The organism is Bacteroides sp. AF32-8BH, from assembly GCF_003435205.1.
GTDB lineage: Bacteria > Bacteroidota > Bacteroidia > Bacteroidales > Bacteroidaceae > Bacteroides > Bacteroides ovatus.
On the sequence record NZ_QVLZ01000011.1, the window covers coordinates 159,477 to 185,711 of the forward strand.

The window sequence follows — 26,235 nt, forward strand, 5'->3', positions numbered from 1 at the left end:
TTGGAGATACAAGGGGGATAAAATCAATTTTGAATTACGATTCTTGAATTATCACATCCTTTTTTCGTAAGTTTGCGCTTTACAAACTTGAACGAAAATGAGTAAATCTGGAACAATCATCATTGTAGACGACAATAAAGGGGTGCTGACTGCCATACAAATCCTTTTAAAAAGTTATTTTTCAAAGGTCGTTGCACTCTCCTCGCCTGTCACCCTGACGAGCGTCCTGCGGGAGGAAATGCCGGAAGTGGTATTGCTGGACATGAATTTCACATCGGGCATCAATACCGGCAATGAGGGATTATTCTGGTTACATGAAATAAAAAAAGTACGTCCGGATCTTCCGGTCGTACTTTTTACGGCTTATGCCGATATTGAACTGGCTATCCGGGGTATTAAAGAAGGAGCAACGGACTTTATCGTCAAACCCTGGGACAACCAGAAACTGGTGGAAACGCTGCAAACTGCAGCAACCTCTACGCACAACGATAGGAAAACGGCAAGTAAAGAAAAGCCTGTTCACTCGCCTATGTACTGGGGAGAAAGCAAGGTTATGCAACAACTACGGGCTTTGATTAAAAAGGTTGCCGTCACCGATGCCAACCTCTTGATAACGGGTGAAAACGGAACGGGAAAAGAGATGCTGGCACGGGAAATCCATGCGCTTTCCAACCGCAAATATAAAGAAATGATTGCTGTGGATATGGGAACCATCACCGAATCTTTATTCGAGAGTGAGCTTTTCGGACATATAAAAGGGTCGTTCACTGATGCACACACCGACCGGACAGGTAAGTTCGAGGCTGCCGAAAAGAGTACGCTGTTTCTCGACGAAATAGGAAACTTGCCCTACCATCTGCAAGCAAAGCTACTAACCGCCATCCAACGGCGAAGCATTGTGAAAGTGGGAAGTAACACGCCAATTCCTATTGATATCCGACTGATATGTGCCACGAACCGGAACCTGCAGGAGATGGTAGCGAAAGGCGAATTCCGGGAAGACTTGCTCTACCGCATCAATACCATTCATGTGGAAATTCCTCCCCTGCGCGAACGGAAAGAGGATATTATCCCATTGGCCGAACGATTTATGGTTCACTTCTGCAAGCAATATGACAAGTCGTTGATGAAGTTCACTCCCGAAGCAAAGGATAAATTGACTGCGCATCCCTGGTATGGTAATATCCGCGAATTGGAGCACGTCATCGAAAAGGCGGTTATCATCAATGACAGTCCGCTGATTCCTGCTGAATTATTCCAATTATCCGTACCACGGATAGCCATTCAGGAACAGAGTATCTCCACCCTGGAAGAAATGGAAGTGCAGATGATACGGAAAGCGCTCGATGCCTGTGCGGGAAATCTATCGGCAGTGGCCGCTCAACTGGGAATAACCCGGCAGACGCTCTATAACAAGATGAAAAAATTCGGATTATGAGCTCACAGATCCAACAACTGGGGATTCGGTACTGGTTCAGAGTTTTGCTGACTGTACTTTTCTGTATATCGACTGTCTGGTTCGGTATTCATCAATCATACGGTTGGTTGGGCATCAGTCTTTGTCTGCTGGTACTTAGTATCATCTGGCAAATCCGCCTGTACCAGCTTCACACCAAGCAGGTGCTTTTCATGATTAACGCGCTTGAAAATAATGATAACACTTTTCATTTTCCCGAAGAAAACGGTACTCCCGAAAGCCAAAAGATCAACCGGGCACTCAACCGGGTGGGACATATCTTATATAATGTAAAAGCGGAAACCGCACAACAAGAGAAATATTACGAGCTGATTCTGGATTTTGTCAGTACAGGATTGCTGGTACTCAATGACAATGGGGCTGTTTATCAGAAGAACAAGGAGGCACTCCGTCTTTTGGGGCTGAATATATTCACGCATATCCATCAGTTGAGTAAAGTAGACACTACGCTCATGGAGAAAATAGAGAACTGCCGTCCCGGAGACAAACTGCAAGTGATATTTCACAACGAACGGGGAACCGTTAATCTATCCATACGTGTATCGGAAATCAATGTGCGCAAAGAGCATCTGCGTATTCTGGCTCTGAATGATATCAATACCGAACTTGATGAAAAGGAAATAGATTCATGGATTCGCCTGACACGGGTTCTGACGCATGAAATCATGAATTCGGTCACGCCTATCACTTCTCTTTGTGACACTCTTCTTTCCATGTCCGAGGGTAAAGATGAAGAAATCAGTCACGGGTTGCAGACCATCAGCACCACAGGAAAAGGCTTGCTCTCTTTTGTAGAATCTTACCGGCAGTTTACACGCATACCTGCACCGGAACCGTCATTGTTCTATGTGAAAGCATTCATAGAAAGGATGATTGAACTTGCCCGCCATCAGAATCCGTGTGACACTATTTGTTTCCACACGGAGATTTCTCCTGCGGACTTAATTCTGTATGCGGATGAAAACCTCATCGCCCAGGTAGTTATCAATCTTCTGAAGAATGCCATCCAGGCAATCGGCAGCCAGCCGGATGGTAGAATCGAGCTTCGGGCTTATTGCAATGATATGGAAGAAATATGGATCGAGATCAAAAACAACGGTCCTGAAATCCCGTCGGAAATAGCAGAGCATATCTTTATTCCTTTCTTCACCACCAAAGAAAATGGTAGCGGAATCGGACTTAGTATTTCACGGCAGATCATGCGTCTTTCGGGCGGGAGTCTCACTTTGCTTCGAGAGAAAGAAACAACGTTTATTTTAAAATTCAAATAACTATTGATATATGATACCTGCACTCGTCAACAATCCCTTATTCCGGGGGATCACTCCGGAAAGACTTTTTGCCGATCTGGAAGAGATCAGTTTCCATACACGTTCTTATAAGAAAGGGGAAATCCTGGCTCAACAAGGAGCTGTGTGCAATCGCCTCGTCATCCTGACCAAAGGAAGCGTGCGTGGAGAGATGATTGATTATTCGGGACGTCTTATCAAAGTGGAAGACATCGCTGCTCCAAGAGCGATTGCCCCTCTGTTTCTGTTCGGTGAGGAGAACCGCTATCCGGTGGAAGTGACTGCCAACGAACCGACAGAGGTTATCGAACTTCCTAAATCAAGTGTATTGAGTTTATTCCGTAAGAACGAGCAGTTTTTGGAAAACTATATGAATCTTTCTGCCAATTATGCACGGACTTTATCGGATAAGCTTTTCTTTATGTCGTTTAAAACGATTCGTCAGAAACTTGCTTCGTACTTGCTCCGATTATACAAACAGCAACAACAGACGCATATCACCCTCGACCGTTCACAACAGGAATTGAGTGATTATTTCGGAGTATCCCGTCCTTCCCTCGCCCGTGAACTGGCGCACATGCAGGAAGATGGATTATTGATAGCCGATCGCAAGCATATCACTATTTTACAGAAAGAACAACTGGTACGGCTTATTCAATAATAGGAGCAGTTTAAAGATTTATGAATCGAATAATGAGTGTTTTAGATAAAAAATATTCATTGTTGTAACATTGGTTACAGAATCACCTGAAACTTTTCCTCTACTTTTGCGTTCAATAAATAAAATATTGGACTAATTAAAAACGTAAAAGTTATGAGTATGTTCTGTTATCAATGTCAAGAAACCGCAATGGGTACCGGTTGTACCTTGAAAGGTGTGTGCGGTAAAACGTCTGAAGTGGCTAACCTGCAAGACTTACTACTCTTCGTAGTACGTGGAATTGCTGTCTACAACGAACATCTGCGTAAAGATGGACATCCTTCCGAACAAGCAGACAAATTTATCTATGATGCTTTGTTCATTACCATCACCAACGCCAATTTTGATAAAGTGGCTATCACTGAAAAAATCAAAGAAGGACTGAAACTGAAAAAAGAACTTGGCAACAAGATAAAGATCGAAAATGCTCCTGACGAATGTCTTTGGGATGGAAACGAAGATGAGTTTGAAGAGAAATCAAAAACGGTCGGTGTGCTTCGCACTCCCAACGAGGATATCCGCTCACTGAAAGAACTTGTACACTATGGCCTGAAAGGAATGGCTGCCTACGTAGAGCATGCGCATAACCTGGGCTACGAGTCACCGGAAATATTTGCTTTCATGCAACATGCCTTGTCTGAACTGACCCGCAATGATATTACAGTGGAAGAACTGGTTCAGCTGACTTTGGAAACAGGAAAGTATGGAGTATCGGCAATGGCACAGCTGGATAAAGCGAATACCAGCAGCTACGGAAATCCGGAAATCTCACAAGTGAGTCTCGGTGTACGCAATAATCCGGGTATATTAATCAGCGGACATGACTTGAAAGACCTGGAAGAGTTATTGGAACAAACAGAGGGTACAGGAGTAGATGTATATACTCACAGCGAAATGTTGCCTGCACATTATTATCCTCAACTAAAGAAGTACAAGCATCTGGCAGGAAACTACGGAAACGCCTGGTGGAAGCAGAAAGAGGAATTTGAAAGTTTCAACGGTCCTATCTTGTTCACAAGTAACTGTATCGTTCCGCCACGTGCAAATGCCAGCTACAAGGATCGTATTTACATCACAGGAGCCTGCGGCTTGGACGGGGCACATTACATCCCCGAACGTAAAGACGGAAAACCGAAAGATTTTTCTGCACTGATTGCTCATGCTAAACAATGTCAGCCACCGGTAGCCATTGAAAACGGAACGATTATCGGAGGATTCGCTCATGCACAGGTGACAGCCCTGGCAGATAAAGTGGTGGACGCCGTGAAAAGCGGAGCTATCCGTAAATTCTTTGTAATGGCAGGATGCGACGGACGTATGAAGAGCCGTGAATACTATACGGAATTTGCTCAAAAATTACCTGGTGACACCGTGATTCTTACTGCCGGTTGTGCCAAGTACAGATATAATAAACTGGCTTTAGGTGATATCAACGGCATTCCGAGAGTGTTGGATGCAGGACAATGTAACGACAGTTACTCATTGGCCGTCATCGCTTTAAAACTGAAAGAAATCTTCGGATTGGATGATGTGAATCAGTTGCCTATCGTATACAACATCGCTTGGTACGAACAAAAGGCGGTCATTGTTTTATTGGCATTACTGGCTTTGGGAGTGAAACACATTCATTTGGGTCCTACACTTCCCGCTTTCCTTTCACCGAATGTCAGGAACGTATTGATCGAACAATTCGGGATCGGAGGTATCAGTACAGTGGATGAAGATATTGTGAAGTTTCTATCATAAATGATAAGGAAACAGAAGGGTATTTTACAAGCAGATTCTCTTCTACAAAATAGTGACGGTATTTGATAAGGATAGTGACGGTATACAACAACCATACCGTCACTATCTTTTTTTCTATATTAGGAGGACTCCTGCTTAATCAGGAGTCCTGCATTTACTCCCGCATAGTGGATGTTTTTTTTGAATAGAATTTCAATCCTCTCTGGGTAATATTAAATTGAGAACTACTCCCACCAAAGCTGCCAGTCCAATGCCGGACAATGAAAAATCGCCCCAATTAAAAGCAGCGCCACCAATGCCGACAGTCAGTGTCAAAGATACAATGATTATATTTCTGGTACGGCTCAAATCAATGCAATTATTCACAAGATTACCAATACCCGCACAAGCAATCGTTCCGAAAAGCAATAACATGATGCCGCCCAGTACCGCACTTGGAATGGATCTTAATAATGCACTGATTTTACCGATAACGGAGAATAAGATAGCGGAAATGGCAGCTATTCGGATCACTTGCGGATTAGTAATCTTTGTCAGTGACATGGCTCCTGTCACTTCCGAATAGGTAGTCACAGGAGGCCCACCCAGCAATCCGGCACAGAAACAGGCCAGACCATCACCCAATAAGGTGCGGTGCAACCCCGGATCTTTCACGAAATCTTTTCCGGTGACCGTATTAACGACATAAATATCACCAATATGTTCTATCACCGGAGCAATGGCTACCGGAATCATAAACAACACAGGTTCCCATGAGAATTTAGGAAAGACAAACTGCGGCAATCCAATCCAGGCAGCATCCCTGACACCGGACAAATCCAAATCGTAGAAAAGCCATGCAGCCAGATACCCTACTACAATTCCACAGAAGATAGGAATCAGTTTCAAAAGCCCTTTGGCTTTCATTGAAACAACGACTGCGGTAACCAACGAAAGCAGTGCCAGTACCCAGTTCTCTTTTGCCATATTCACTCCTGTTCCCGCCAGTGACAAACCTATCAGAATGATGACAGGTCCTATGACAACAGGAGGAAACAGCCGCTCAATCACCCTCACTCCCTGCCATTTGACAAGCGCACTCATCACAAAGTAAACTAATGCTACTCCAACCATGCCGGATAAGGTGCCGGGCAACCCATAAAGTTCTGTCGCTTTAATGATAGGCGCAATAAATGCGAAACTACTCCCCAGAAAGACAGGAACCTTTCCACGCGTAACCGCATGAAAGATAAGCGTACCAATACCTGCTGTAAACAGAGCTGTAGAAGGGTCAAGCCCTACCAATAACGGTACGAGTACCGTAGCACCGAAAGCTACAAACAAGAATTGTACCCCCACCACCCCTTTCCTCAAAGGTGTAAGATTATTTGAATCCATAAGTATAATGTAGATTATTCTTTGCAAAATTAGTCTTTTTAGACAATTTAACTCCCTTTTTTCACAAAAATACATCCAAAAAGAGTTTTTATTTGTTGTTAATAATGTGTAACTTCGCACGGTGAGAATTAATACGACAATTTTATAACTTTATAATATATTGCCTATGATATTTACAGCAGAAAACACCCTACTTATCGGTTCTATCTTACTTTTCGTCAGCATCGTTGTTGGAAAAACCGGATACCGCTTTGGAGTACCTACCTTATTATTGTTCCTCGTAGTAGGAATGTTGTTTGGAAGTGACGGCCTCGGCCTGCAGTTCCACGACGCGAAAGACGCCCAATTTATCGGTATGGTGGCCCTTAGTATTATCCTTTTCTCGGGAGGTATGGATACGAAATTCAGAGAAATCAAACCTATTCTAGGTCCCGGTATCGTGCTTTCCACTGTCGGAGTACTACTTACAGCTCTTTTCACCGGACTCTTTATCTGGTGGATATCAGGTATGAGCTGGTCAAATATTTATTTACCTATCACTACTTCCCTGCTTTTGGCCTCCACCATGTCATCTACGGATTCGGCTTCGGTGTTCGCCATTCTCCGTTCACAGAAGATGAACTTGAAACACAACCTTCGTCCCATGCTGGAACTGGAGAGCGGAAGTAATGACCCGATGGCCTATATGCTTACCATTGTCCTGATACAGTTTATTCAATCGTCAGGTATGGGAGTCGGAGCTATCGTAGGCTCTTTCGTCATCCAGTTTATCGTCGGCGCGGCTGCCGGATATGTACTTGGAAAGCTAGCTATCCGGATGTTAAATAAGCTCAATATTGATAATCAAGCCTTGTATCCCATCTTATTACTGGCATTTGTGTTTTTCACTTTCTCCATCACCGACTTACTGAAAGGTAACGGATACCTTGCCGTATATATCGCCGGTATCATGGTGGGAAACAATAAAATCATGCACCGTAAGGATATCTACACCTTTATGGACGGACTGACCTGGTTGTCGCAAATCATCATGTTCCTTTGCCTGGGATTGCTTGTCAACCCGCACGAAATGCTCGAAGTAGCTGCCGTGGCATTGTTGATTGGTGTTTTCATGATTATTATCGGGCGCCCGTTAAGCGTGTTCCTTTGTCTGCTTCCATTCCGGAAAATCACGATGAAATCACGTATTTTCGTATCTTGGGTAGGATTACGCGGTGCAGTTCCTATCATCTTTGCTACCTATCCGGTAGTGGCGGGCGTAGAAGGTTCGAACCTCATTTTCAACATTGTATTCTTTATTACCATTGTCTCATTGGTCGTACAGGGAACAACCATTTCTTTCGTCGCCCGGATTTTGAATCTTTCCAAACCGCTGGAAAAAACCGGTAACGACTTCGGAGTGGAACTTCCGGAAGAAATAGACTCTGATCTTAGTGACATGACTATCACCAAAAGTATGCTGGAAGAAGCAGACACATTGAAAGATATGAATCTTCCGAAAGGCACGCTGGTAATGATCGTGAAGCGCGGAGATGAGTTCCTGATTCCCAACGGAACACTGAAACTGCACGAAGGAGATAAACTATTACTTATTTCCGAAAAATCCAAAGAAGAAGATACTGATTCAGAATAACATCTGAAAAGAGTTATTCAGTACACTATAACTGATTCGTCTCCACGCATGGAACCTCTTGCCTTGGCAAGACATTCGTTTCATCTTCATGCGTGGAGACGAAATGTTTTATATAGGCCAATGAACTAGTTCTAAGGAAGAAACACGAATGACCTTTATCCGGCTGATAAAATTGTTCGCTCCCCCTCCGTTAATTAACCGTAAAACTTGAATTTAAAATTCGGTTTACATCTACGAAGTATTAATTTTGCGCAGTTTTAAACTAAATGTGCAAAAATCGAATGGAACAAGAACATCAGTTCATTGATTATATTGAGCAAAGCATCATCAAAAACTGGGACAAAGATGCCTTAACTGACTATAAAGGAATTACCCTCCAATATAAGGATGTAGCGCGTAAAATCGCTAAATTTCACATCGTCTTGGAGAGTGCCGGCATCCAGCCGGGAGATAAAATAGCCGTTTGCGGACGTAACAGTGCTCACTGGGCAGTTACTTTCCTGGCGACTATCACTTACGGAGCTGTTATTGTTCCCATTTTGCATGAATTCAAGGCAGATAATATTCATAATATCGTCAACCATTCCGAAGCCAAATTACTTTTCGTCGGCGACCAGGCATGGGAGAACCTGAATGAAGATGCCATGCCTTTGTTAGAGGGCATCGCTTCGCTGGCTGATTTCTCGGCATTAGTGTCCCGGAACGAAAAACTCACTTACGCTTTTGAACACCGGAACGCTATTTACGGTCAACAGTATCCCAAGAACTTTCGACCGGAACATATTTGTTACCGGAAAGATCGTCCGGAAGAACTGGCTATCATCAACTATACTTCCGGTACCACGGGTTACTCTAAAGGAGTGATGCTCCCCTATCGCAGTCTTTGGTCAAACGTGGCTTATTGCTTCGAAATGCTTCCCGTTAAACCGGGAGATCATATCGTTTCCATGTTGCCTATGGGACACGTGTTCGGTATGGTATATGATTTCCTTTACGGATTCTCTGCAGGTGCACACATCTATTTCCTGACGCGTATGCCGTCTCCAAAAATCATTTCCCAATCTTTCTCCGAAATCAAACCCAAAGTGATTTCTTGTGTACCGTTGATTGTGGAAAAGATTATCAAGAAAGATATTCTTCCTAAAGTAGACAGCAAAATCGGCAAGTTATTGCTGAAAGTGCCTATTGTGAACGATAAAATCAAATCGCTGGCACGACAGGCTGCCATGGAAATCTTCGGTGGAAACTTTGACGAGATTATTATCGGAGGTGCTCCTTTCAATGCGGAAGTAGAGGCTTTCCTTAAAAAGATAGGGTTCCCCTACACCATCGCTTACGGTATGACGGAATGTGGTCCGATTATTTGTTCCAGCCGTTGGGAAACACTGAAACTTGCTTCCTGCGGAAAGGCAACCAGCCGAATGGAAGTCCGTATTGACTCACCGGACCCGAAAACACATGCCGGAGAAATCGTATGCAGAGGAATGAATATGATGCTGGGATATTATAAAAATCCGGAAGCTACGGCGCAAATTATTGATGCTAACGGTTGGCTGCATACCGGTGACCTCGGTACGTTGGATGAAGAGGGTTATGTGACAGTCCGCGGACGTAGTAAGAACCTGCTTCTCACCTCTAGCGGACAGAATATCTATCCCGAAGAAATTGAAAGCAAGCTGAACAACATGCCGTATGTTTCGGAGTCACTGATCGTCTTACAGCACGAAAAACTGGTAGCCCTGATCTACCCGGATTTCGACGATGCTTTCGCTCATGGATTGCAGCAGACGGATATTCAGAAAGTAATGGAGCAAAACCGTATCGAATTGAATCAACAGCTTCCTAACTATTCTCAAATAAGCAAGATTAAAATCCATTTTGAAGAATTTGAAAAGACTGCGAAAAAGTCAATCAAGCGCTTTATGTATCAGGAAGCGAAGGGATAATTATCCCGGATAACACAATGAGTATCCTTGCAATAATTCTCATAGTATTAGGCACGGATTATATAAACTGATAATGAGAACATGCTTAATAATAAAAACGGTGAACAGCCTCAACACTGTCCACCGTTTTTTCTAACCTCTAACTAACTTTATTTATACTACCTATTTTTCTATCTTCCTACCTAAAAACGAATCCTATTTCCATTATTAACAGTCTAACTTTATAATCAATCGATCTTTTTAAAGTGCCATAAATGAAATAGCCTGTCCGCCTCCGGCAGCCATTCGTATGTTCAACGTATTTTCAGAAGTAACCGTTTGTTCCGTTATCCGGTAATCCGTAGGATTTGATTTCCAATCCGCATTCTCTCCATCCGCATAGATGACAGCTTTATACTGTTTGCCCGGTTCCAGGAAATCCAGTTTTATTTCCAGTGTACGGGGTTTCTCGTTCGTTGCCGCTCCCAAGAAATAGTTGCCTTTTGCTTTACGCACGATGGCTACAAATTCCCCCGGTTCTCCTGCCAATGCTTTCGATTCGTCACAATCCGGATCGAAATCGCGGAAGAACTGGAAAGCCGGATGGCCTTCATAATTTTCAATCATATCAGATGCCATCTGCAAGGGAGAATACAAAATCACCCAGTTAGCAAGCTGTTTCGCCAATGTTGTATTCACACGGCTGTTTCCTTTATCCTGATCGTTCCATTTCTGGCGACGGGGAGAATCTTTGGTGTTCAGAAACAAAATATCAAACGTACCCGGTGTATAATCCAGCGGACCGGACAGCATACGGGTGAACGGCAACATGACATGATGAGACGGAGGATTTCCTTCGCTCCATGCATTCCATTCCATCCCTCTCACTCCTTCACGTGTCATCATATTAGGCCATGTACGACGGATACCGGTATCTTTAATAGGTTCGTGCGCATCCAGCGTCATTTTGTGACGGGCAGCTGTTTCCACCACTTTCTGATAGTGGTTGACCCCATATTGGCTGTGATGAAGATAACCATTCGGGAAAGCTCCCGCATATCCTGTCTTAAGGACATGGATACCGTGGTCTGTGTACCATTGCATAGCATGATCCATCTGGCGCTCATAGTTGGGAATATTCCCTCCGGTCTCGTGATGGCCGATAACTTCAACTCCTTTTTCCTTTGCATAACGAACCACTTCATCAATGTCAAAGTCAGCATACGGTTTCGTAAAGTCAAAGTTTTGCATACCACCCCAGCTTTCCCAGCCTTCATTCCAACCTTCAAACAAAACGCCTTCAATCTGATTGGCAGCGGCAAAATCAATGTATTTCTTGGCATTGACAGTAGTGGCTCCATGACGTTCATCCATCTTCCAGGTTTCTACGCCGAGATGCATCCCCCACCATACACCTACATATTTCATCGGACGAATCCAATCGGTCGTTTCTATTTTACTTGGTTCATTCAGATTTAAAATCATAGCCGAATTAATCAGACTAACGGCATCCGGAACAATCTGAATAGTACGCCAGGAAGTAGTGAAATGATTACCTTTACGCACTTTCACACCATCAGGCCATGGAGCAAGTTCAGCTTTCAACGTATAGTTTCCTGCCTGCTTCAAAGTCATTTCCGAGAAATCGTACAATGCCGCTTCATGAATACTTCCGTAGACACCATCGGCAGTTTTAAAAGTGAAAGGAGTATTGGCTGTCTCCACCTCGGAAATGGGACGTTGCGCATAAAGCAATTCATAAGTTTCGGCACTGGCAGGAATGGACCATGATGTACCGTCTTGGCGAAAACGGAAAGTTGTCAGTTCATCCGTAATCAATAGGGAATCCGCTGCGGGCACATTATATTCATAACGGAACCCTACCCCATCATCAAACACACGGAAACGGAGAGTTAACTCCACCTGATCTTTATTGACCAAATTTACCGCCATCTCATTATAATGATTTCTATTGGTTTTATTTTCACCCCATGGTTGCGTCCATGTTTCATCTTTACTGTCGAAAGTCGTGTTTTTTATCTGAAATCCTCCGCCCAGATCGATACCGTTTTTCTCCGTAAATCCCAATGTCGAATTTTCAATCAACAATGAGTCACCTACTAAAACGTTATACAGCGGTTTGCCGTTGTCGTCTACTGTTAAAGCCATTTTGATATGACCGTCCGGCGATTTCACTTCTGTTTTCGGACTGCTACACCCGTAACATCCCAGCACACACAGAAAAGCTCCAATGACATAATTTATTTTCATAGCATATCTATTGTTTGTATATAGTACAACTCAAAAAGAAGAAACACTTAAATGTAGGGCGGATTTCTTTCTCCGGATGCCAGGAAAAAAGTATCTTTGCACATAAACAATCTGAATTATGGCAAAGATACTATTGGTTGAAGATGAAATTAATATCGCCTCTTTCATCGAACGGGGATTAAAAGAATTCGGGCATTCGGTAACCGTCTGCCATGACGGGAATACGGGTTGGAAAATCCTTCAGGACGAACCTTTCGACCTTTTAATACTGGACATTATCATGCCTAAAATAAATGGTTTGGAGCTTTGCCGACTTTATCGCCAAATGTTCGGGTATCAAATCCCGGTAATCATGCTGACAGCTTTAGGAACAACCGAAGACATCGTCAAAGGACTGGATGCGGGAGCAGATGATTATCTCGTCAAACCTTTTAGTTTCCAGGAACTGGAAGCACGCATCAAAGCCCTGTTGAGACGCAACAAAGAAGTCCCTTCCAATCTATTGACTTGCGATAACCTGATATTGGACTGCAATACCCGAAAAGCCAAAAGGGGTGACATAGACATCGACCTTACTGTTAAAGAATACCGCCTGCTCGAATATTTCATGACTCATCAAGGGGTTGCCCTCTCACGTATCACTCTGCTCAAAGATGTATGGGACAAGAATTTTGATACCAATACCAATATCGTAGATGTTTACGTAAACTATCTCCGGGTAAAGATTGATCGTGACTTTGATAAAAAGCTGATCCATACAGTCGTAGGATTAGGATATATCATGAATACTTAAACTCACCAACACTAATCCCGGCTATGAAAATAGGTTCCAAAATAGCTCTTTTCTATACGTTAATCAGTGTGTTGACTACTGTCATTATCATTGCTGTATTTTATATTTTCAGTACGCAGTACATCAATAAGCTCTATGCTTCTTACCTGCGTGAAAAAGCCTACCTGACCGCACAGAAGCATTGGGAAAAAGATGAAGTAGACGAACAGAGCTACCAGATTATCCAGCGCAAATATGACGAACTCCTGCCTGAAGCCCATGAGATTCTTTTAAATATGGACAGTCTTTCCGAAGTACGTGATACACTGAATAAATACCTCACGCAACACCAGCAGGCTCTTCTGCTGGCAGGACAGGACAGCATCCCTTTCTCCTTCAAATATAAGGATCAACTGGGAGCCGCCCTTTATTATCCGGATAATGAAGGCAACTTTATCGTACTCGTCATGTCCCGGAATGCCTACGGAACAGAAATCAAGGAACACTTATTGTTGCTTTCCATATTTCTCATCTTAGCCAGTTCCGTCCTGATCTTTTTTATCGGAAAAATATATTCCGGCCGTATTCTGGTTCCCCTGCAACACATACTAAAGGAATTGAAAAGAATACGTGCCAACAGTCTGAACCGCCGATTAAAGACTACTGGCAATAATGACGAACTGGAGGACATGATAAAGACATTAAATAGTATGCTCGACCGTTTGGACAGTGCATTCAAGGCAGAAAAGTCCTTTGTCAGTCATGCTTCACATGAGTTGAACAATCCGATTACTGCCATTCAGGGAGAATGTGAAATCAGTCTGCTGAAAGAAAGAAGCACGGGAGAATACATTGAATCCCTTCAACGAATTTCTTCAGAAAGCAAACGGTTATCCAGTCTGATCCGGCATCTTCTTTTTCTTTCACGACAAGAAGAAGAACTCCTGAAAAACAATATTGAAGAGATTATTCTGGCTGATATATTAAAAGAGTTGACAGCTTCCGATGAAAGAATCCATCTTCATTTGGAAGAGACAGACCGGCAGATGACTGTAAAAGCCAATCCGTATCTGTTGAAGATAGCATTAAAAAATATAATAGATAACGCCTGCAAATACTCTGATAAAGAAGTAAATGTGACTCTCTACCGGGAGCAACAACAAGTCATTCTTGATATAGAAGACCGGGGAATCGGTATTCCACAAGAAGAAATAGAACACATATTCCAGTCTTTCTATCGGGGCAGTAATACCCGGGACTATGCCGGACAAGGCATCGGACTTAGCCTGACCCTGAAAATCATTTCTGCTTATCATGCAAAGCTGGATATATCTTCAGAAATAGAAAAAGGAACAAAAGTACGGGTGATTTTTTAATCACCCTTCTTTTATCCCTTTCTCTCTCTACCTACTGAAAACTACAAATTTAATCTATGAACGTTTTTTCCACAGAATAGAAATGAACTAAATACGTCTTTGCAATAACTTTCCGTTTTTATCATATAACATTCGTTCATATACCATTTCTACGATAAGAGGAAAGACAAACAAGGCAAAGAAAGTCGCTCCTATCAATCCGCCGATAATGACAATCGCCAACGGACGTTGTGATTCCGAACCAATTCCATGACTCATGGCAGCGGGCATCAAACCGATAGCTGCCATTGCCGCTGTCATAATCACAGGGCGGATACGCGAGCGCACTCCTTCCTTAGTGGCTTTCTCCAAAGGCGAGCCGAATTTTAGATTCGCCTTTATATCGGAAATCATAATCACCCCGTTCTGAATACAAATACCAAACAAGGCAATAAAACCGATACCGGCAGAAATGGAGAAGTTGAACTGCGTTATCAGAAGAGCCACAATACCACCCACGGCAGCAAACGGTACATTCAGCAATACCAGTCCCGCATCCCGCGCATTAGAGAATAGAATAAACAGGATGATAAAAATGATAGCAATACTGATAGGGACAACCTGTGCCAGACGTTTCGTGGCACGTTGCTGGTTCTCAAAATCGCCCGTCCATTTCAGCGAATAGCCTGCCGGCAGATGTACGGAAGCATTCACCTTTTTCTGCGCCTCGGCAACTGCCGTACCCATATCACGACCTCTCACCGAGAATTTCACCGCACAGAAACGAGCGTGATTATCACGGAATATCAATAACGGTCCCGTAATCGTCGTTATATCTGCCAATTCTTTGATAGGTACCATCGTTCCATCCATCGCCGGAACCAATATCTTACCTATCTCCTCTTCATTCTGACGGAATTGTTCGCTGTATCTTACCATGATATTAAACTTCCGCTCATCCTCATACAACAGTGAAGCCGATTTTCCGCCAATAGCCATTTCGATAATTGATTGCACATCTTCCTTAGCAACACCATAACGCGCCAATTGGCGTTCATTCAACTCTATACGAAGCTCCGGCTGACCGATGTTCCGAATCACACCCAAGTCTTCAATCCCTTGAACCGTACCCAGGATTTTCTCTATCTGAACCGCATATTTCTCCGACTCATACAAATCTTTACCAAACACTTTCACCGCAATAGATCCTTTCACACCGGAAGCTGCTTCCTCCACATTATCGGTAATCGGTTGTGAGAAATTGAAGTCAATACCGGGATAAATGGATAAATCATCCTGCATCTTATCAATCAGTTCCAGTTTTGTCAACTTACTCTCCCATTCCTTTTCGGGATAAATATCAACGTGGAACTCGATATTATAGAATCCGGTAGCATCTGTACCGTCATTCGGTCGTCCGGTTTGCGACAGCACTTGCCGCACTTCCGGAAACGTTAATAGTTTCTTTCTCATTTTATTGGCAAGAGTCACCGATTCATCCAACGAAATGCTCTGTGGCAAGGTAGCACGAATATAGATAGATCCCTCATTCAACTGCGGAAGGAACTCCGTACCCAGGAAAGAGAAAAGCCATAATCCGACACCTGCTATTACGGTTGCCATTCCGATAGTCAGCTTCCTGTGCGCATAGAATAAATCAAAAAGAGCCGAACACTTCACATTGATAAAATGGACAAAACGGTTATTTTTCTCACGAACATTCTTTTTCAGTAACATGGAAGACATCACCGGAACCAATGTCAATGTAAAGATCAAAGCTCCCAACAGTGCAAAGCCCAACGTGTATGCCAAAGGAGAGAACATCTTTCCTTCTACCTTCTGGAAAGAGAAGATAGGAATCAATGCAGTGATGATAATCAATTTGGAGAAGAAAACCGCTTTTGCCTTGTCTTTTGCCGTGTGACGGATCAAGCCCATTTTAGACATCACATTAAAAGCCGGCATCCCCACTTCCCTCGCTTTCTTGTCCAAAGCCACAAACACTCCTTCCACCATCACCACAGCCCCGTCAATAATAATACCGAAGTCTATGGCTCCCATAGAAAGCAGATTGGCGGACATTCCCATCACCCGTAAACAGATAAATGCGAACAAAAGGGCTAATGGGATAACGACAGCAACAATCACGGTAGTCCGCCAATCTGCCATAAAGATCAATACAATAAACGTAACCAATAATATTCCTTCAATCAGGTTATGCGTCACAGTCTTTACCGCCAGATTCACCAAGTCCTCCCGGTCATAGAATGCCACTATCTTCACATCTTTCGGAAGCACATTCTGATTCAAGTCTTCTATTTTATCTTTCAGGTTTGCAATCACCTCACCCGGATTCTCTCCTTTCCGCATGACTACAATCCCCTGTACAACATCATTTTCATCCATTCGGCCCACTTGTCCCAAACGAGGCAGACAGGATTCGTGTACATCGGCAAGATTCTTCACCAGAATCGGAGTGCCATTGATGTTTTTCACTACGATATTTCTCAATTCATCCAGATCGTTAATCAAACCGATTCCACGAACCACATAAGCTTGCGAACTTTTAGTGATAACATCTCCTCCTACATTGATATTACTTTTAGCTATCGCATCATACAGTTCCAAAGAGGTAATGCCATAATTAATCAACTGGTGAGGATTCACACTTACCTCAAACGTCTTCACCTCTCCGCCGAAGCTCACAATATCCGCTACGCCGGATACTGAACGGAGATTACGTTCAATCACCCAATCCTGAATCGTTTTCAGTTCCCGCACACTGCGCTTGTCACTACGAAGCGTATAACGGAATATTTCTCCCGTCGGTCCATACAGAGGTTGTACTTCCGGAGTTACCCCGTCCGGAAGGTCGGCATCATTCAATAAATTATATACCTGTTGACGTGCTGTGAAATCATCGACACGATCTTCAAACATTACATTGATGACAGAAAGCCCGAAAAGAGTGGTGGAACGAATATCCGTTTTCTTCTGAACGGGATTCATCGCAATCTCAACAGGAATGGTGATAAACTTCTCTACCTCTTCGGCACTACGCCCCGACCATTGCGTGATAATCGTCACTTTCGTATTTGTCACATCCGGGAAAGCATCTATCGGAGTATGTTTAAAGGAAACAGCTCCGGCTATAACGGCAATCGCTGTACAGAAGAAAATAAAGAATTTATTTTTCAGCGAGAAAGCCACTATATTATCTATGAATTTGTGCATACTATTTTCTGTTTTTAATCTGCATTCAACGCATTATATACCAACAATACATTATTATTCAGCACTCTGTCTCCCTCGGAAAGTCCCGAACGGATATAGCACTCCTTGCTCAACTGCTTGTACACATCCACCTCTTTCACCTGCAAACGTTGATCCGGCTCCACCACGACCACATAATTCTTTCCTCCTTCAAATACCAGTGCATGAGCATCGATACGAGGCATGGAAGTTCCATCCGCTTTACATTTCACACTTACATTCGTAAACATCCCCGGTTTCAATAAATATTCTTCATTCTTCAATTTGATACGGACATTCATCGTTTTACTTTCACTATTCAACAAATGATACACCTTATCAATCGTACCGGCAAACATCTTATCCGGATAAGCCAACGTAGAAATGCGTACGGAGGCACCTTCGGAAACCTTACTGATATCGCTTTCATACACATCCGCCATCACCCATACGTCTGACAACCCCGAAATCGTGAACAGTTCTTCACTCTGATCCGGACGCAACTGCATATCCCTGCTGATTTGTTTCTCCACAATAAACCCCGAAACGGGAGATTTCAGCTGATAATAAGCATTTCCGGAGAAATTATAAATAGAGAAAACATCCTTTATTCTTCTTTCTTCGGCTTCGGCACTTATCAACTCCTGCTTCGCCTGAAGTACATCTTTATCCGAAGCCATCCCGGAAGCATACATATCCTGCGTAGCATCCATATTTCTGCGTGCCAGCAATAATTGTTGTTCCGCCTCCTTCAATTGCTTTTCATAATCTGCCACTTCTCCACTGCGGATGACTGCCAACACATCTCCCTTACGAACAAAGTCTCCTATTTCAGCCTTCAGTTCCGTTACCGTACCTCCAAACATCGGATATACATGTGCCACCTGATTCTCATTAAAAGTGACCCGCCCGTTTAATGTCAGTTCGTCAATCACCTCTTGAACGTGAACCGTATCGACAGATACAATCCTCAATAAGCTATCTGTCAGGCATAAAGCAGCCGGTTCAACACTCGTTTGTTCTCCTTTACCGGAGCATGCTCCCAATACGGTAGTAAGCAATATGCAAGGAAGGAATTTATTCCAGTTCATAGTCTTTGATAATTTATGAATATTAGTAGTTCAATATAGTTTGTCCGATAGTTGTATTCAGGTTTTCCATCGCTAGAAAAACATCTTTCTTTATTTCATGCAACTGAATACAAGTTTCTTTATAGCTGTCATAGTAATCGATAAACTCCAATAAACTGATATTTCGTTTCTTAAAGTTTTCATTCACTCCCGCAATCAATTTTTCAAAGTTACGTTCCAGTTCCATATTGGTAGATTGATAAAGCTGAACTGCTTTATCCAGTGAAGCATAAGCGGTATAAAGCTCCATATCTGCACGATTAGCCGCATTTTCCTGTTCCGCTCCTGCCTGCTGGATACTAAAACGGGCAGCTTTAACATTTCCCTGGTTGCGGTTGAAAATAGGCACTGACAGGCTCACTCCTATTGCAAAATAGTTATTGATAAAGTTTCCGGCACGGTCATAACTACCATTCACCGAAAATTCCGGAAATGCCATTGATTTTTGCAATTTCAGATTTGCACGGGAAGCACTGACCGTACTCCGGGCAATCTTGAGATCCGGCCGTTCATTCACCATCGCTTTCAAGTCGGCGAACGATAGTTGAGACAAATCCAATTGCTTCAACACCTCTTCATCCAGTGATAACTCAACCATCGTGTCTCCCGGAAGATTTAACAAGACATTAAGTTCCCCTCTAAGGGTTAACAACTCGTTTTCCCGTTCATTCTTCTCTTTCTTCAAAGAGAACAACATAGATTCCAGACGGGACATTTCCATCAATGAAATATTTCCTTTCTCCTGTTGCAGTTTCATTCCGGCAAGTAACTCTTGCAGAGAATTCACTTCCTTCTCATAAATGGATATGGATTTCGAGAGAAAATAGACTTGTACAAACTTCTCATTCAGCTCCTGACGAAGTGTTCTCATCACCTCTTCAAACTGATATTCTGCTATTTCCTTGTTGATTTTTTCCAGTTTCACCTGCTTATTCCTTTGTCCGGCAAGACGAATTACCTGTTCAATCCCCACAACCATTTCGCCCTCCTTACCAAAATCAAAATACTTTCCGTTCAGGCGGTTATAAACATTCTGTTCTAACGAGATTACCGGATTCTCAAATAATTTGGCTTGCAGCACTTGTGCCTGTGCCATATCAATGTTGTACCGTTCGGCTATCAGCGATAAGTTACGTTCCAGAAAACGTTGTTCCGCCTCTTTCAGCGTTAATACTCCTGTGGTAGCCTGTTGCGCGCATATTCCTCCTGTCAGCAGAAGAAAAAAAGAAATTAGAAATACTCTGTTCATTACTATATTTATCTTTATTACCTTATTGTAGTTGTTGCGGCAAAATTACAATTCTATAGCCGGAGAGACGGGAAAAAGCCATTATAAGCCTCTCATATCAGATTAGAATTTGATTAGAAAACAGCCATAGAAGGAAGAATTGTAAACACAACAGGAAAAATGGCTATCCTTCTTTTATCCCAACTCCCCTATCTTTGCAGTAGAGAAAATGAAATGAACCATTAAATATAGAATATATGAAAATAATAGATTTAACCAAAGATAGTTTTGTAGAGAAGGTAGCTGATTATCAATCTTATCCTGATAACTGGAACTTCAAAGGGAATAAACCTTGCCTGGTCGATTTTCATGCCCCGTGGTGCGTCTATTGCAAAGCGTTATCGCCTATATTAGACCAACTGGCTAAAGAATACGAAGGGAAATTAGATATTTATAAAGTAGACGTCGATCAGGAACCGGAATTGGAAAGTGCATTTAAAATCCGCACCATTCCCAACCTGCTACTTTGCCCGCTGAACGGCAAACCGACAACGAAATTAGGTACAATGAATAAAAACCAATTGAAAGAACTGATAGAAACCAGTTTACTTTCAGAATAAAAATACATTAAAAGTCCGGGATACTTCTGATGATGATAAACTGCCGGACTTTTGATATCATACAGAACATTGGCTTTTATAATAGGGAGTGTGTCAAAACGCAGATTAACGCAAATTATCGCAGATTATTTCATTTATATTGATATATTAATCAATGACTTATAAAATTATTTCTGCGATAATTTGCGTTAATCTGCGTTTTATTATTCATTATGACCCTCCTCTTTGGAGATTATTTCAACTATTCTTTATGCAACAGAATATCAGTTCCCGGAACAATCTTTCCCATCGACCATACACATCGTACATTCAACTCCTTATCAAGAATCACAATATCGGCATCCTTTCCCTTTGCCAACGCCCCTTTCCGGTCACTCACTCCAATTAAACGGGCAGGAGTTTCAGAAGCCATACGCACAGCATCTTCCAAAGGAATATTGGCTTTCTTCACCATGGTGCGAACCAACACATCCATCGTAGCCAAACTACCAGCCAACGCAGAATGATCCGCCATCTTGCATACGCCATCCTCTATGATATAACGAGGATCAATCGGTTCATTCCCTTCATAAGCGGCATACGCCAAAGCATCGGTAACAAGACAGGTATTCTCCACGCCTTTCAACTTATAAACTAGTTTCAGGATAGTGGCAGGCAAGTGAATACCATCCGCAATCACTTCCACGGTCATTCCATCCGTCAGATACACACTTTCCACTGTACCCTCATATTTATATTCACGGCGTTTATGGAAACCCGGCATCGCATTATAGAAATGAGCGGCGTGAGAAAATCCTACAGCAAATGCAGCTTTAATTTCATCATATTCGGCTTCGGTATGTGTAACAGCAGTCATAATTCCTTTCGAACGGGTATACTTTGCAAAATCATGTGCACCGGGCAGTTCGGGACTAATATCCCAACGTCTGATACAAGACGTACGCGCCAATAAAGGAATATATTCATTTTCATCCGGAGTTTTCAGAAAACCGTCATACTGTGTTCCCGCCATCTTCGGATTCAAGTAAGGACCTTCGATATGCAGGCCAAGAACAGGAGAATCCTTCTCTTTCATCAGGTTTTCACAGACATCAACTGCCTGGTAGATTCTTTCGAACGAGGTAGATGATAATGTAGGAAATATCCCGGTAGCACCATGTTTCAGATGTGCAGTAGTTGCCGTGCGGAATGCTTCTTCCGTTGCTTCCGTATAATCATGTCCGCCACCTCCATGTGCATGCATACTTACAAATCCGGGCACAATCGTCATCCCTCTGGCATCAATAACCGTTGCACCGATAACCGCCAAATCACTGTTGGTTACCTCTAATATTTTTCCATCACAAATCAATACGGAACCATCTTTCAACCAGCCTTGCGGGGTCAATATTCTTCCATTTATTATTTGAGTCAACATAGTTTTCGTTATTTATTAGATTTAAAACAGTTTATTGGTGCCTTCCACCAGTTCTCCCATCGCCCATACAGCTCTCACATTCAAGTCTCTGTCTAAAGCAATCATATCAGCATCCTTACCACGCTCCAGCGTTCCTTTACGGTCGAGCACTCCCATAATCCGGGCAGGAGTCTCGGAGGCCATTCTCACGGCATCCTCCAAAGGTATTTCCGCCTTCTGCACCATGGTACGAATCAGCCGATCCATCGTTGCAATACTTCCCGCCAGTGCTGAATGGTCTGCCAACTTACAGACTCCATCCTCGATAATCACACGCGGATCAAAAGCAACCTGACTATCACTGGCGGCACAAGCCAACGCATCCGTTATCAGACAAGTACGCTCCACTCCTTTTATCTTATAGACAAGACGCAAGATTGTTGGAGGCACATGAATACCGTCTGCCACCACTTCCACTGTCATATCATCAATCAAATAAATACTTTCTACCGTACCTTCATACTTGTACTCTTTTCGTTTATGGAATCCCGGCATTGCATTATAAAAATGAGTGGCATGCGTATATCCCGCCTCATAGGCTGTCTGTATATCCTCAAATTCGGCCTGGGTATGTCCTACCGAAGCCAATACCCCTTTCGCTGTGATATATTTACCAAATTGCATGGCTCCGGGAAGTTCCGGTGCGGCATCCCAACGTTTGATACAATGAGTTTCTTCCAGCAACGGAATATATTCTTCGGGATCGGGATCTTTGATATTTTCGGGAATCTGTCCACCTGCCATCGCCATATTGAAATAATGTCCTTCCAGATGAAGTCCGAGCACAGGGCTATTAGGCTCCGCCATCATTTTTTCAGTAGTTTCCGCAGCGGCACGGATCATTGGAATGGTAGAAGAAGAAAGACTAGGAAAAATACTGGTAGTGCCATGCTGCATATGAGCTTTGATTGCTGTCCGGAAAGCCTCTTCCGTGCCTTCCATAAAGTCTCTTCCACCGCCACCGTGAACATGGATTTCTACACCTCCCGGAACAATATACATTCCTTTGGCATCAATCAGTTTGGCTCCGATAATTGCAAGGTCACAATTGGTTACTTCCAGAATTTTATTGTCACGAATAAGAACTGACCCATCCTTCAACCAGCCTTGCGGGGTGAGGATGCGTGCATTAATAATCTGTGTTAACATATCACAAATAGTTAAATTAATTAAAGGTCTGTGTGAATCAATGACGCTCTTTTTTGGGGGGAGTACATTGATTTTTCATCTGCAAAATTACGCTTTTCCGTTCAATCTATCGATACAATCGTCCGGTAAACTTCCAATATTATACAAAAAAAGGTTGCCAATCTTATCGACTGACAACCTTATCTCTATATGGAGCGGAAAACGAGACTCGAACTCGCGACCCTAACCTTGGCAAGGTTATGCTCTACCAACTGAGCTATTTCCGCAAACTAAATTTCGTCATTCAGAAATCTGAAAGATGGGTGCCCAGAACAGGACTCGAACCTGCATGCCTCTCGACACACGCACCTGAAACGTGCGCGTCTACCAATTCCGCCACCTGGGCAAAACTTAGTTCCATTATTTCAAAGAAACAAGAGCGGAAAACGAGACTCGAACTCGCGACCCTAACCTTGGCAAGGTTATGCTCTACCAACTGAGCTATTTCCGCATTTCACTTTCATAAACTGTGAAGAGGAGGAGACTCGAACTCCCACAACATTTCTGTCACTACCACCTCAAAGTAGCGCGTCTACCAATTCCGCCACCTCTCCATAATTTTAAAGTTTAACCTTTGTGCCCAGAACAGGACTCGAACCTGCATGCCTCTCGACACACGCACCTGAAACGTGCGCGTCTACCAATTCCGCCACCTGGGCAAAGATTATTGTTCCAACATTTCAAAGAAACATGAGCGGAAAACGAGACTCGAACTCGCGACCCTAACCTTGGCAAGGTTATGCTCTACCAACTGAGCTATTTCCGCATTTTTTCGTTTGCGGTTGCAAAGGTAGGGATTTTCCGTAAACATGCAAACATTCTGCCTACTTTTTTCACAGAAATCTGTTCACTTTGCACCTACCGCAAAACAATCATTTTGATTATCAACTCATTCGGTCACGATAATCTTCATAAGAAAATTGCTTGTATATTTCAGCTTTCCCCTCTTTTGTCCAAATGGCAATGGCAGGATGATGAATTCCGTTAAACATATTTGTCTTGACCATCGTATAATGAATCATATCTTCGAACACGATACGCTCTCCGATTTGCAACTCGTGATCGAAGCTCCACAGTCCCATATAATCACCGCTCAAACAGGAATTTCCTCCGAGACGATAAATATATTTTCCTTCATTTCCCATCTCTGCACCACGCACGGCAGGTTGATATGGCATCTCCAGACAATCCGGCATGTGGCAAGTGAAACTAACATTCAAAATAGCCGTCTTGATACCACGACTTTCCACAATATCCACCACTTCGGAAGTCAGCACTCCCGTCTGCCAGGTAAAGGCCGAACCGGGCTCCAGGATAATGCGCAAATGAGGATAGCGTGCTTTTAATCCTTGCAACAGTCTTATCAAATGTTCGGTATCATAATCCTTACGAGTCATCAGGTGTCCACCACCCAGATTCAACCATTTAATCTGTGGAAACCAATGGGCAAATTTAGCTTCAAGATGTTCCAATGTACGTTCCAGCTCATAAGAAGAAGATTCACAGTGACAATGACAATGAAAGCCTTCAATACCTTGCGGTAATGCTTCGGGCAACAAATCGGCTGTTATCCCAAAACGTGTGCCGGGTGCACATGGATTATAAAGTTCGGTTTCCACTTCCGAATATTCAGGATTTACGCGGATACCACAAGAGATGCCACTTCCTTCTGCAACCACCATCGGATAGAAGCGTTCAAACTGCTGCATTGAGTTGAATGTGATATGACTGCTGCAACGCATGATTTCCGGAAAATCCTGTTCCGTATAAGCAGGAGAATATGTATGCGCCTTGCTGCCGAACTCTTCCAATGCCAAACGGGCTTCATACACCGAACTTGCCGTAGAATGATCTATATATTCACGGAATATGGGGAAAGAGCGCCACATGGCAAATGACTTGAAAGCAAGAATAATCTCCACTCCCGCCCTGTCGGCCACGCTTTTTATCAAACACAGGTTCTTTCTTAAAAGCTCTTCTTCCATGATGTAACAAGGAGAAGGGAACTGATTAAAATCTATCATATATAAATTATTATCTAAAATAACGCCTTACGAACGTGGATGCAAAAATACAAATTCAAAAGCAAAGAGGGATTGTTTTATTTTTAATTAAGATATTGGTTTTCGCGAACTTTTTCTTATTTTTACACCTTTATAATCTATAAGTAGTTATATCATCCTAAATACCTGATTGAATATGAATAAAGATTTAAGAAAAGTAGTGATCCTGCTGGCACATCCAAACATGAAAGGATCTCAAGCAAACAAAGCATTAATTGATGCCGTTAGTGACATTGAAGGAGTAGCCGTATTCAACCTTTACGAATTATCGCCTGACATCGCTTTCAATGTAGACGAATGGAGTAAAATCATCTCTGATGCCTCTGCTGTGATCTATCAGTTTCCTTTCTATTGGATGTCTGCACCGTCATTACTAAAGAAATGGCAGGATGAAGTCTTTACTTTCCTATCCAAGACTCCGGCAGTCGCCGGTAAACCGCTGACAGTGGTAACAACTACCGGATCTGAATTCGATGCTTACCGCAGCGGAGGAAGGAATGGTTTCACTACGGACGAACTTTTACGCCCTTATCAGGGCAGTGCTATCCATTCAGGTATGGTGTGGCAGACTCCTATCGTTGTTTATGGAATGGGAACAGCGGATGCGGGAAAGAATATCGCTGAAGGAGCAAATACATACAGACAGCGGGTAGAGATGCTGGTCAATAGCAGTAACGCCGGAAATAATTGGTAAGACTATGAAAAGAGGTTGTGTCAAAACGCTGACACAGCCTTTTTTTATGCGCAAAGCCC

Annotated in this window: 18 protein-coding genes and 6 tRNA genes; 10 read left to right on the plus strand and 14 right to left on the minus strand. The window is 43.0% G+C overall.

Going from position 1 to position 26,235, the window contains the following annotated elements; translation table 11 throughout:
* Positions 1–97: 97 nt before the first annotated feature.
* The 4 genes from DWZ47_RS10065 to hcp all read left to right on the plus strand — a co-directional run bounded on the left by DWZ47_RS10065 (position 98) and on the right by hcp (position 5,212).
* Complete coding sequence (locus tag DWZ47_RS10065) at positions 98–1,438, plus strand: sigma-54-dependent transcriptional regulator (RefSeq protein ID WP_008998441.1); 1,341 nt, start codon at positions 98–100, stop codon at positions 1,436–1,438.
* Positions 1,435–2,748, plus strand: coding sequence for a sensor histidine kinase (locus DWZ47_RS10070; RefSeq protein WP_004318090.1), 1,314 nt, complete (start codon positions 1,435–1,437; stop codon positions 2,746–2,748). The genes DWZ47_RS10065 and DWZ47_RS10070 overlap by 4 nt, the downstream gene beginning before the upstream one ends.
* A 10-nt stretch (positions 2,749–2,758) precedes the next feature.
* Positions 2,759–3,427 (plus strand): Crp/Fnr family transcriptional regulator, encoded by a 669-nt coding sequence (locus DWZ47_RS10075; protein ID WP_004325775.1) that lies wholly within the window; start codon positions 2,759–2,761, stop codon positions 3,425–3,427.
* Between the two features lie 153 nt (positions 3,428–3,580).
* Entirely contained in the window at positions 3,581–5,212 is a 1,632-nt protein-coding gene (gene hcp / locus DWZ47_RS10080; RefSeq protein WP_004295731.1) for a hydroxylamine reductase, read from the plus strand.
* A gap of 192 nt (positions 5,213–5,404) precedes the next feature.
* Here hcp and DWZ47_RS10085 read toward each other — a convergent pair whose 3' ends face one another.
* A complete protein-coding gene (locus DWZ47_RS10085) occupies positions 5,405–6,589 on the minus strand; it encodes a uracil-xanthine permease family protein (RefSeq protein WP_008777334.1) in 1,185 nt (394 codons plus the stop codon).
* A 166-nt stretch (positions 6,590–6,755) separates the two neighbouring features.
* On the opposite strand from DWZ47_RS10085, the gene DWZ47_RS10090 reads away from it, so the two are divergent.
* On the plus strand, positions 6,756–8,222 hold the full coding sequence (locus DWZ47_RS10090; protein WP_004295729.1) for a potassium/proton antiporter: 1,467 nt from the start codon (positions 6,756–6,758) through the stop codon (positions 8,220–8,222).
* 281 nt (positions 8,223–8,503) lie between these two features.
* Entirely contained in the window at positions 8,504–10,168 is a 1,665-nt protein-coding gene (locus tag DWZ47_RS10095) for a long-chain fatty acid--CoA ligase (protein WP_004295728.1), read from the plus strand.
* Between the two features lie 240 nt (positions 10,169–10,408).
* On the opposite strand, the gene DWZ47_RS10100 is transcribed toward DWZ47_RS10095, so the two are convergent.
* Positions 10,409–12,418: a glycoside hydrolase family 97 protein gene (locus tag DWZ47_RS10100; protein ID WP_004295727.1), complete on the minus strand. Its 2,010-nt coding sequence runs from the start codon at positions 12,416–12,418 to the stop codon at positions 10,409–10,411.
* A gap of 118 nt (positions 12,419–12,536) precedes the next feature.
* On the opposite strand from DWZ47_RS10100, the gene DWZ47_RS10105 reads away from it, so the two are divergent.
* Both DWZ47_RS10105 and DWZ47_RS10110 read left to right on the plus strand, forming a co-directional pair.
* On the plus strand, positions 12,537–13,211 hold the full coding sequence (locus DWZ47_RS10105; protein WP_004295726.1) for a response regulator transcription factor: 675 nt from the start codon (positions 12,537–12,539) through the stop codon (positions 13,209–13,211).
* 23 nt (positions 13,212–13,234) lie between these two features.
* On the plus strand, positions 13,235–14,566 hold the full coding sequence (locus tag DWZ47_RS10110) for a sensor histidine kinase (RefSeq protein ID WP_004318085.1): 1,332 nt from the start codon (positions 13,235–13,237) through the stop codon (positions 14,564–14,566).
* A gap of 87 nt (positions 14,567–14,653) precedes the next feature.
* Here DWZ47_RS10110 and DWZ47_RS10115 read toward each other — a convergent pair whose 3' ends face one another.
* Genes DWZ47_RS10115 through DWZ47_RS10125 form a run of 3 tightly spaced genes read right to left on the minus strand, consistent with a single transcriptional unit; the run spans position 14,654 to position 20,176 of the window.
* On the minus strand, positions 14,654–17,779 hold the full coding sequence (locus tag DWZ47_RS10115) for an efflux RND transporter permease subunit (protein WP_117512994.1): 3,126 nt from the start codon (positions 17,777–17,779) through the stop codon (positions 14,654–14,656).
* Between the two features lie 14 nt (positions 17,780–17,793).
* Complete coding sequence (locus DWZ47_RS10120; protein ID WP_117512996.1) at positions 17,794–18,888, minus strand: efflux RND transporter periplasmic adaptor subunit; 1,095 nt, start codon at positions 18,886–18,888, stop codon at positions 17,794–17,796.
* Between the two features lie 22 nt (positions 18,889–18,910).
* A complete protein-coding gene (locus DWZ47_RS10125) occupies positions 18,911–20,176 on the minus strand; it encodes a TolC family protein (protein WP_004303527.1) in 1,266 nt (421 codons plus the stop codon).
* A gap of 236 nt (positions 20,177–20,412) precedes the next feature.
* On the opposite strand from DWZ47_RS10125, the gene DWZ47_RS10130 reads away from it, so the two are divergent.
* The gene (locus DWZ47_RS10130) at positions 20,413–20,775 is read left to right on the plus strand and encodes a thioredoxin family protein (RefSeq protein WP_008648088.1); all 363 of its coding nucleotides are present in this window, start codon (positions 20,413–20,415) and stop codon (positions 20,773–20,775) included.
* Positions 20,776–21,016: 241 nt separating this feature from the next.
* Here DWZ47_RS10130 and nagA (DWZ47_RS10135) read toward each other — a convergent pair whose 3' ends face one another.
* From nagA (DWZ47_RS10135) to nspC, 9 genes are all read right to left on the minus strand, one after another.
* The gene (nagA, locus tag DWZ47_RS10135) at positions 21,017–22,192 is read right to left on the minus strand and encodes an N-acetylglucosamine-6-phosphate deacetylase (RefSeq protein ID WP_004303528.1); all 1,176 of its coding nucleotides are present in this window, start codon (positions 22,190–22,192) and stop codon (positions 21,017–21,019) included.
* A gap of 21 nt (positions 22,193–22,213) precedes the next feature.
* Positions 22,214–23,380 (minus strand): N-acetylglucosamine-6-phosphate deacetylase, encoded by a 1,167-nt coding sequence (gene nagA / locus DWZ47_RS10140; protein ID WP_117512998.1) that lies wholly within the window; start codon positions 23,378–23,380, stop codon positions 22,214–22,216.
* Between the two features lie 190 nt (positions 23,381–23,570).
* Positions 23,571–23,646 (minus strand) — tRNA-Gly (locus DWZ47_RS10145).
* Positions 23,647–23,683: 37 nt separating this feature from the next.
* A tRNA-Leu gene (locus DWZ47_RS10150) sits at positions 23,684–23,765 on the minus strand.
* A gap of 32 nt (positions 23,766–23,797) precedes the next feature.
* Positions 23,798–23,870: transfer RNA gene (locus tag DWZ47_RS10155), tRNA-Gly, on the minus strand.
* 19 nt (positions 23,871–23,889) lie between these two features.
* A tRNA-Leu gene (locus DWZ47_RS10160) sits at positions 23,890–23,973 on the minus strand.
* A gap of 23 nt (positions 23,974–23,996) precedes the next feature.
* Positions 23,997–24,078 (minus strand) — tRNA-Leu (locus DWZ47_RS10165).
* 34 nt (positions 24,079–24,112) lie between these two features.
* Positions 24,113–24,185 (minus strand) — tRNA-Gly (locus DWZ47_RS10170).
* 118 nt (positions 24,186–24,303) lie between these two features.
* Positions 24,304–25,443, minus strand: coding sequence for a carboxynorspermidine decarboxylase (nspC, locus tag DWZ47_RS10175; RefSeq protein WP_004295718.1), 1,140 nt, complete (start codon positions 25,441–25,443; stop codon positions 24,304–24,306).
* Between the two features lie 175 nt (positions 25,444–25,618).
* Here nspC and DWZ47_RS10180 point away from each other — a divergent pair, with 175 nt between their 5' ends.
* Positions 25,619–26,176 carry an NAD(P)H-dependent oxidoreductase gene (locus tag DWZ47_RS10180; RefSeq protein ID WP_074557026.1) on the plus strand — a complete coding sequence of 186 codons (558 nt, stop codon included), beginning with the start codon at positions 25,619–25,621 and terminating at the stop codon, positions 26,174–26,176.
* Positions 26,177–26,235 lie beyond the last annotated feature (59 nt).

Bases quoted from the DNA above. Each gene is read 5' to 3' on its own strand.
- nagA (WP_004303528.1), bottom strand. From the start codon at position 22,192: ATGTTGACTCAAATAATAAATGGAAGAATATTGACCCCGCAAGGCTGG.
- DWZ47_RS10120 (WP_117512996.1), bottom strand. From the start codon at position 18,888: ATGAACTGGAATAAATTCCTTCCTTGCATATTGCTTACTACCGTATTG.
- DWZ47_RS10180 (WP_074557026.1), top strand. From the start codon at position 25,619: ATGAATAAAGATTTAAGAAAAGTAGTGATCCTGCTGGCACATCCAAAC.
- DWZ47_RS10070 (WP_004318090.1), top strand. From the start codon at position 1,435: ATGAGCTCACAGATCCAACAACTGGGGATTCGGTACTGGTTCAGAGTT.
- DWZ47_RS10090 (WP_004295729.1), top strand. From the start codon at position 6,756: ATGATATTTACAGCAGAAAACACCCTACTTATCGGTTCTATCTTACTT.
- DWZ47_RS10110 (WP_004318085.1), top strand. From the start codon at position 13,235: ATGAAAATAGGTTCCAAAATAGCTCTTTTCTATACGTTAATCAGTGTG.
- DWZ47_RS10115 (WP_117512994.1), bottom strand. From the start codon at position 17,779: ATGCACAAATTCATAGATAATATAGTGGCTTTCTCGCTGAAAAATAAA.
- DWZ47_RS10100 (WP_004295727.1), bottom strand. From the start codon at position 12,418: ATGAAAATAAATTATGTCATTGGAGCTTTTCTGTGTGTGCTGGGATGT.
- DWZ47_RS10075 (WP_004325775.1), top strand. From the start codon at position 2,759: ATGATACCTGCACTCGTCAACAATCCCTTATTCCGGGGGATCACTCCG.
- DWZ47_RS10095 (WP_004295728.1), top strand. From the start codon at position 8,504: ATGGAACAAGAACATCAGTTCATTGATTATATTGAGCAAAGCATCATC.
- DWZ47_RS10130 (WP_008648088.1), top strand. From the start codon at position 20,413: ATGAAAATAATAGATTTAACCAAAGATAGTTTTGTAGAGAAGGTAGCT.
- nspC (WP_004295718.1), bottom strand. From the start codon at position 25,443: ATGATAGATTTTAATCAGTTCCCTTCTCCTTGTTACATCATGGAAGAA.
- DWZ47_RS10085 (WP_008777334.1), bottom strand. From the start codon at position 6,589: ATGGATTCAAATAATCTTACACCTTTGAGGAAAGGGGTGGTGGGGGTA.
- DWZ47_RS10065 (WP_008998441.1), top strand. From the start codon at position 98: ATGAGTAAATCTGGAACAATCATCATTGTAGACGACAATAAAGGGGTG.
- hcp (WP_004295731.1), top strand. From the start codon at position 3,581: ATGAGTATGTTCTGTTATCAATGTCAAGAAACCGCAATGGGTACCGGT.
- DWZ47_RS10125 (WP_004303527.1), bottom strand. From the start codon at position 20,176: ATGAACAGAGTATTTCTAATTTCTTTTTTTCTTCTGCTGACAGGAGGA.
- DWZ47_RS10105 (WP_004295726.1), top strand. From the start codon at position 12,537: ATGGCAAAGATACTATTGGTTGAAGATGAAATTAATATCGCCTCTTTC.
- nagA (WP_117512998.1), bottom strand. From the start codon at position 23,380: ATGTTAACACAGATTATTAATGCACGCATCCTCACCCCGCAAGGCTGG.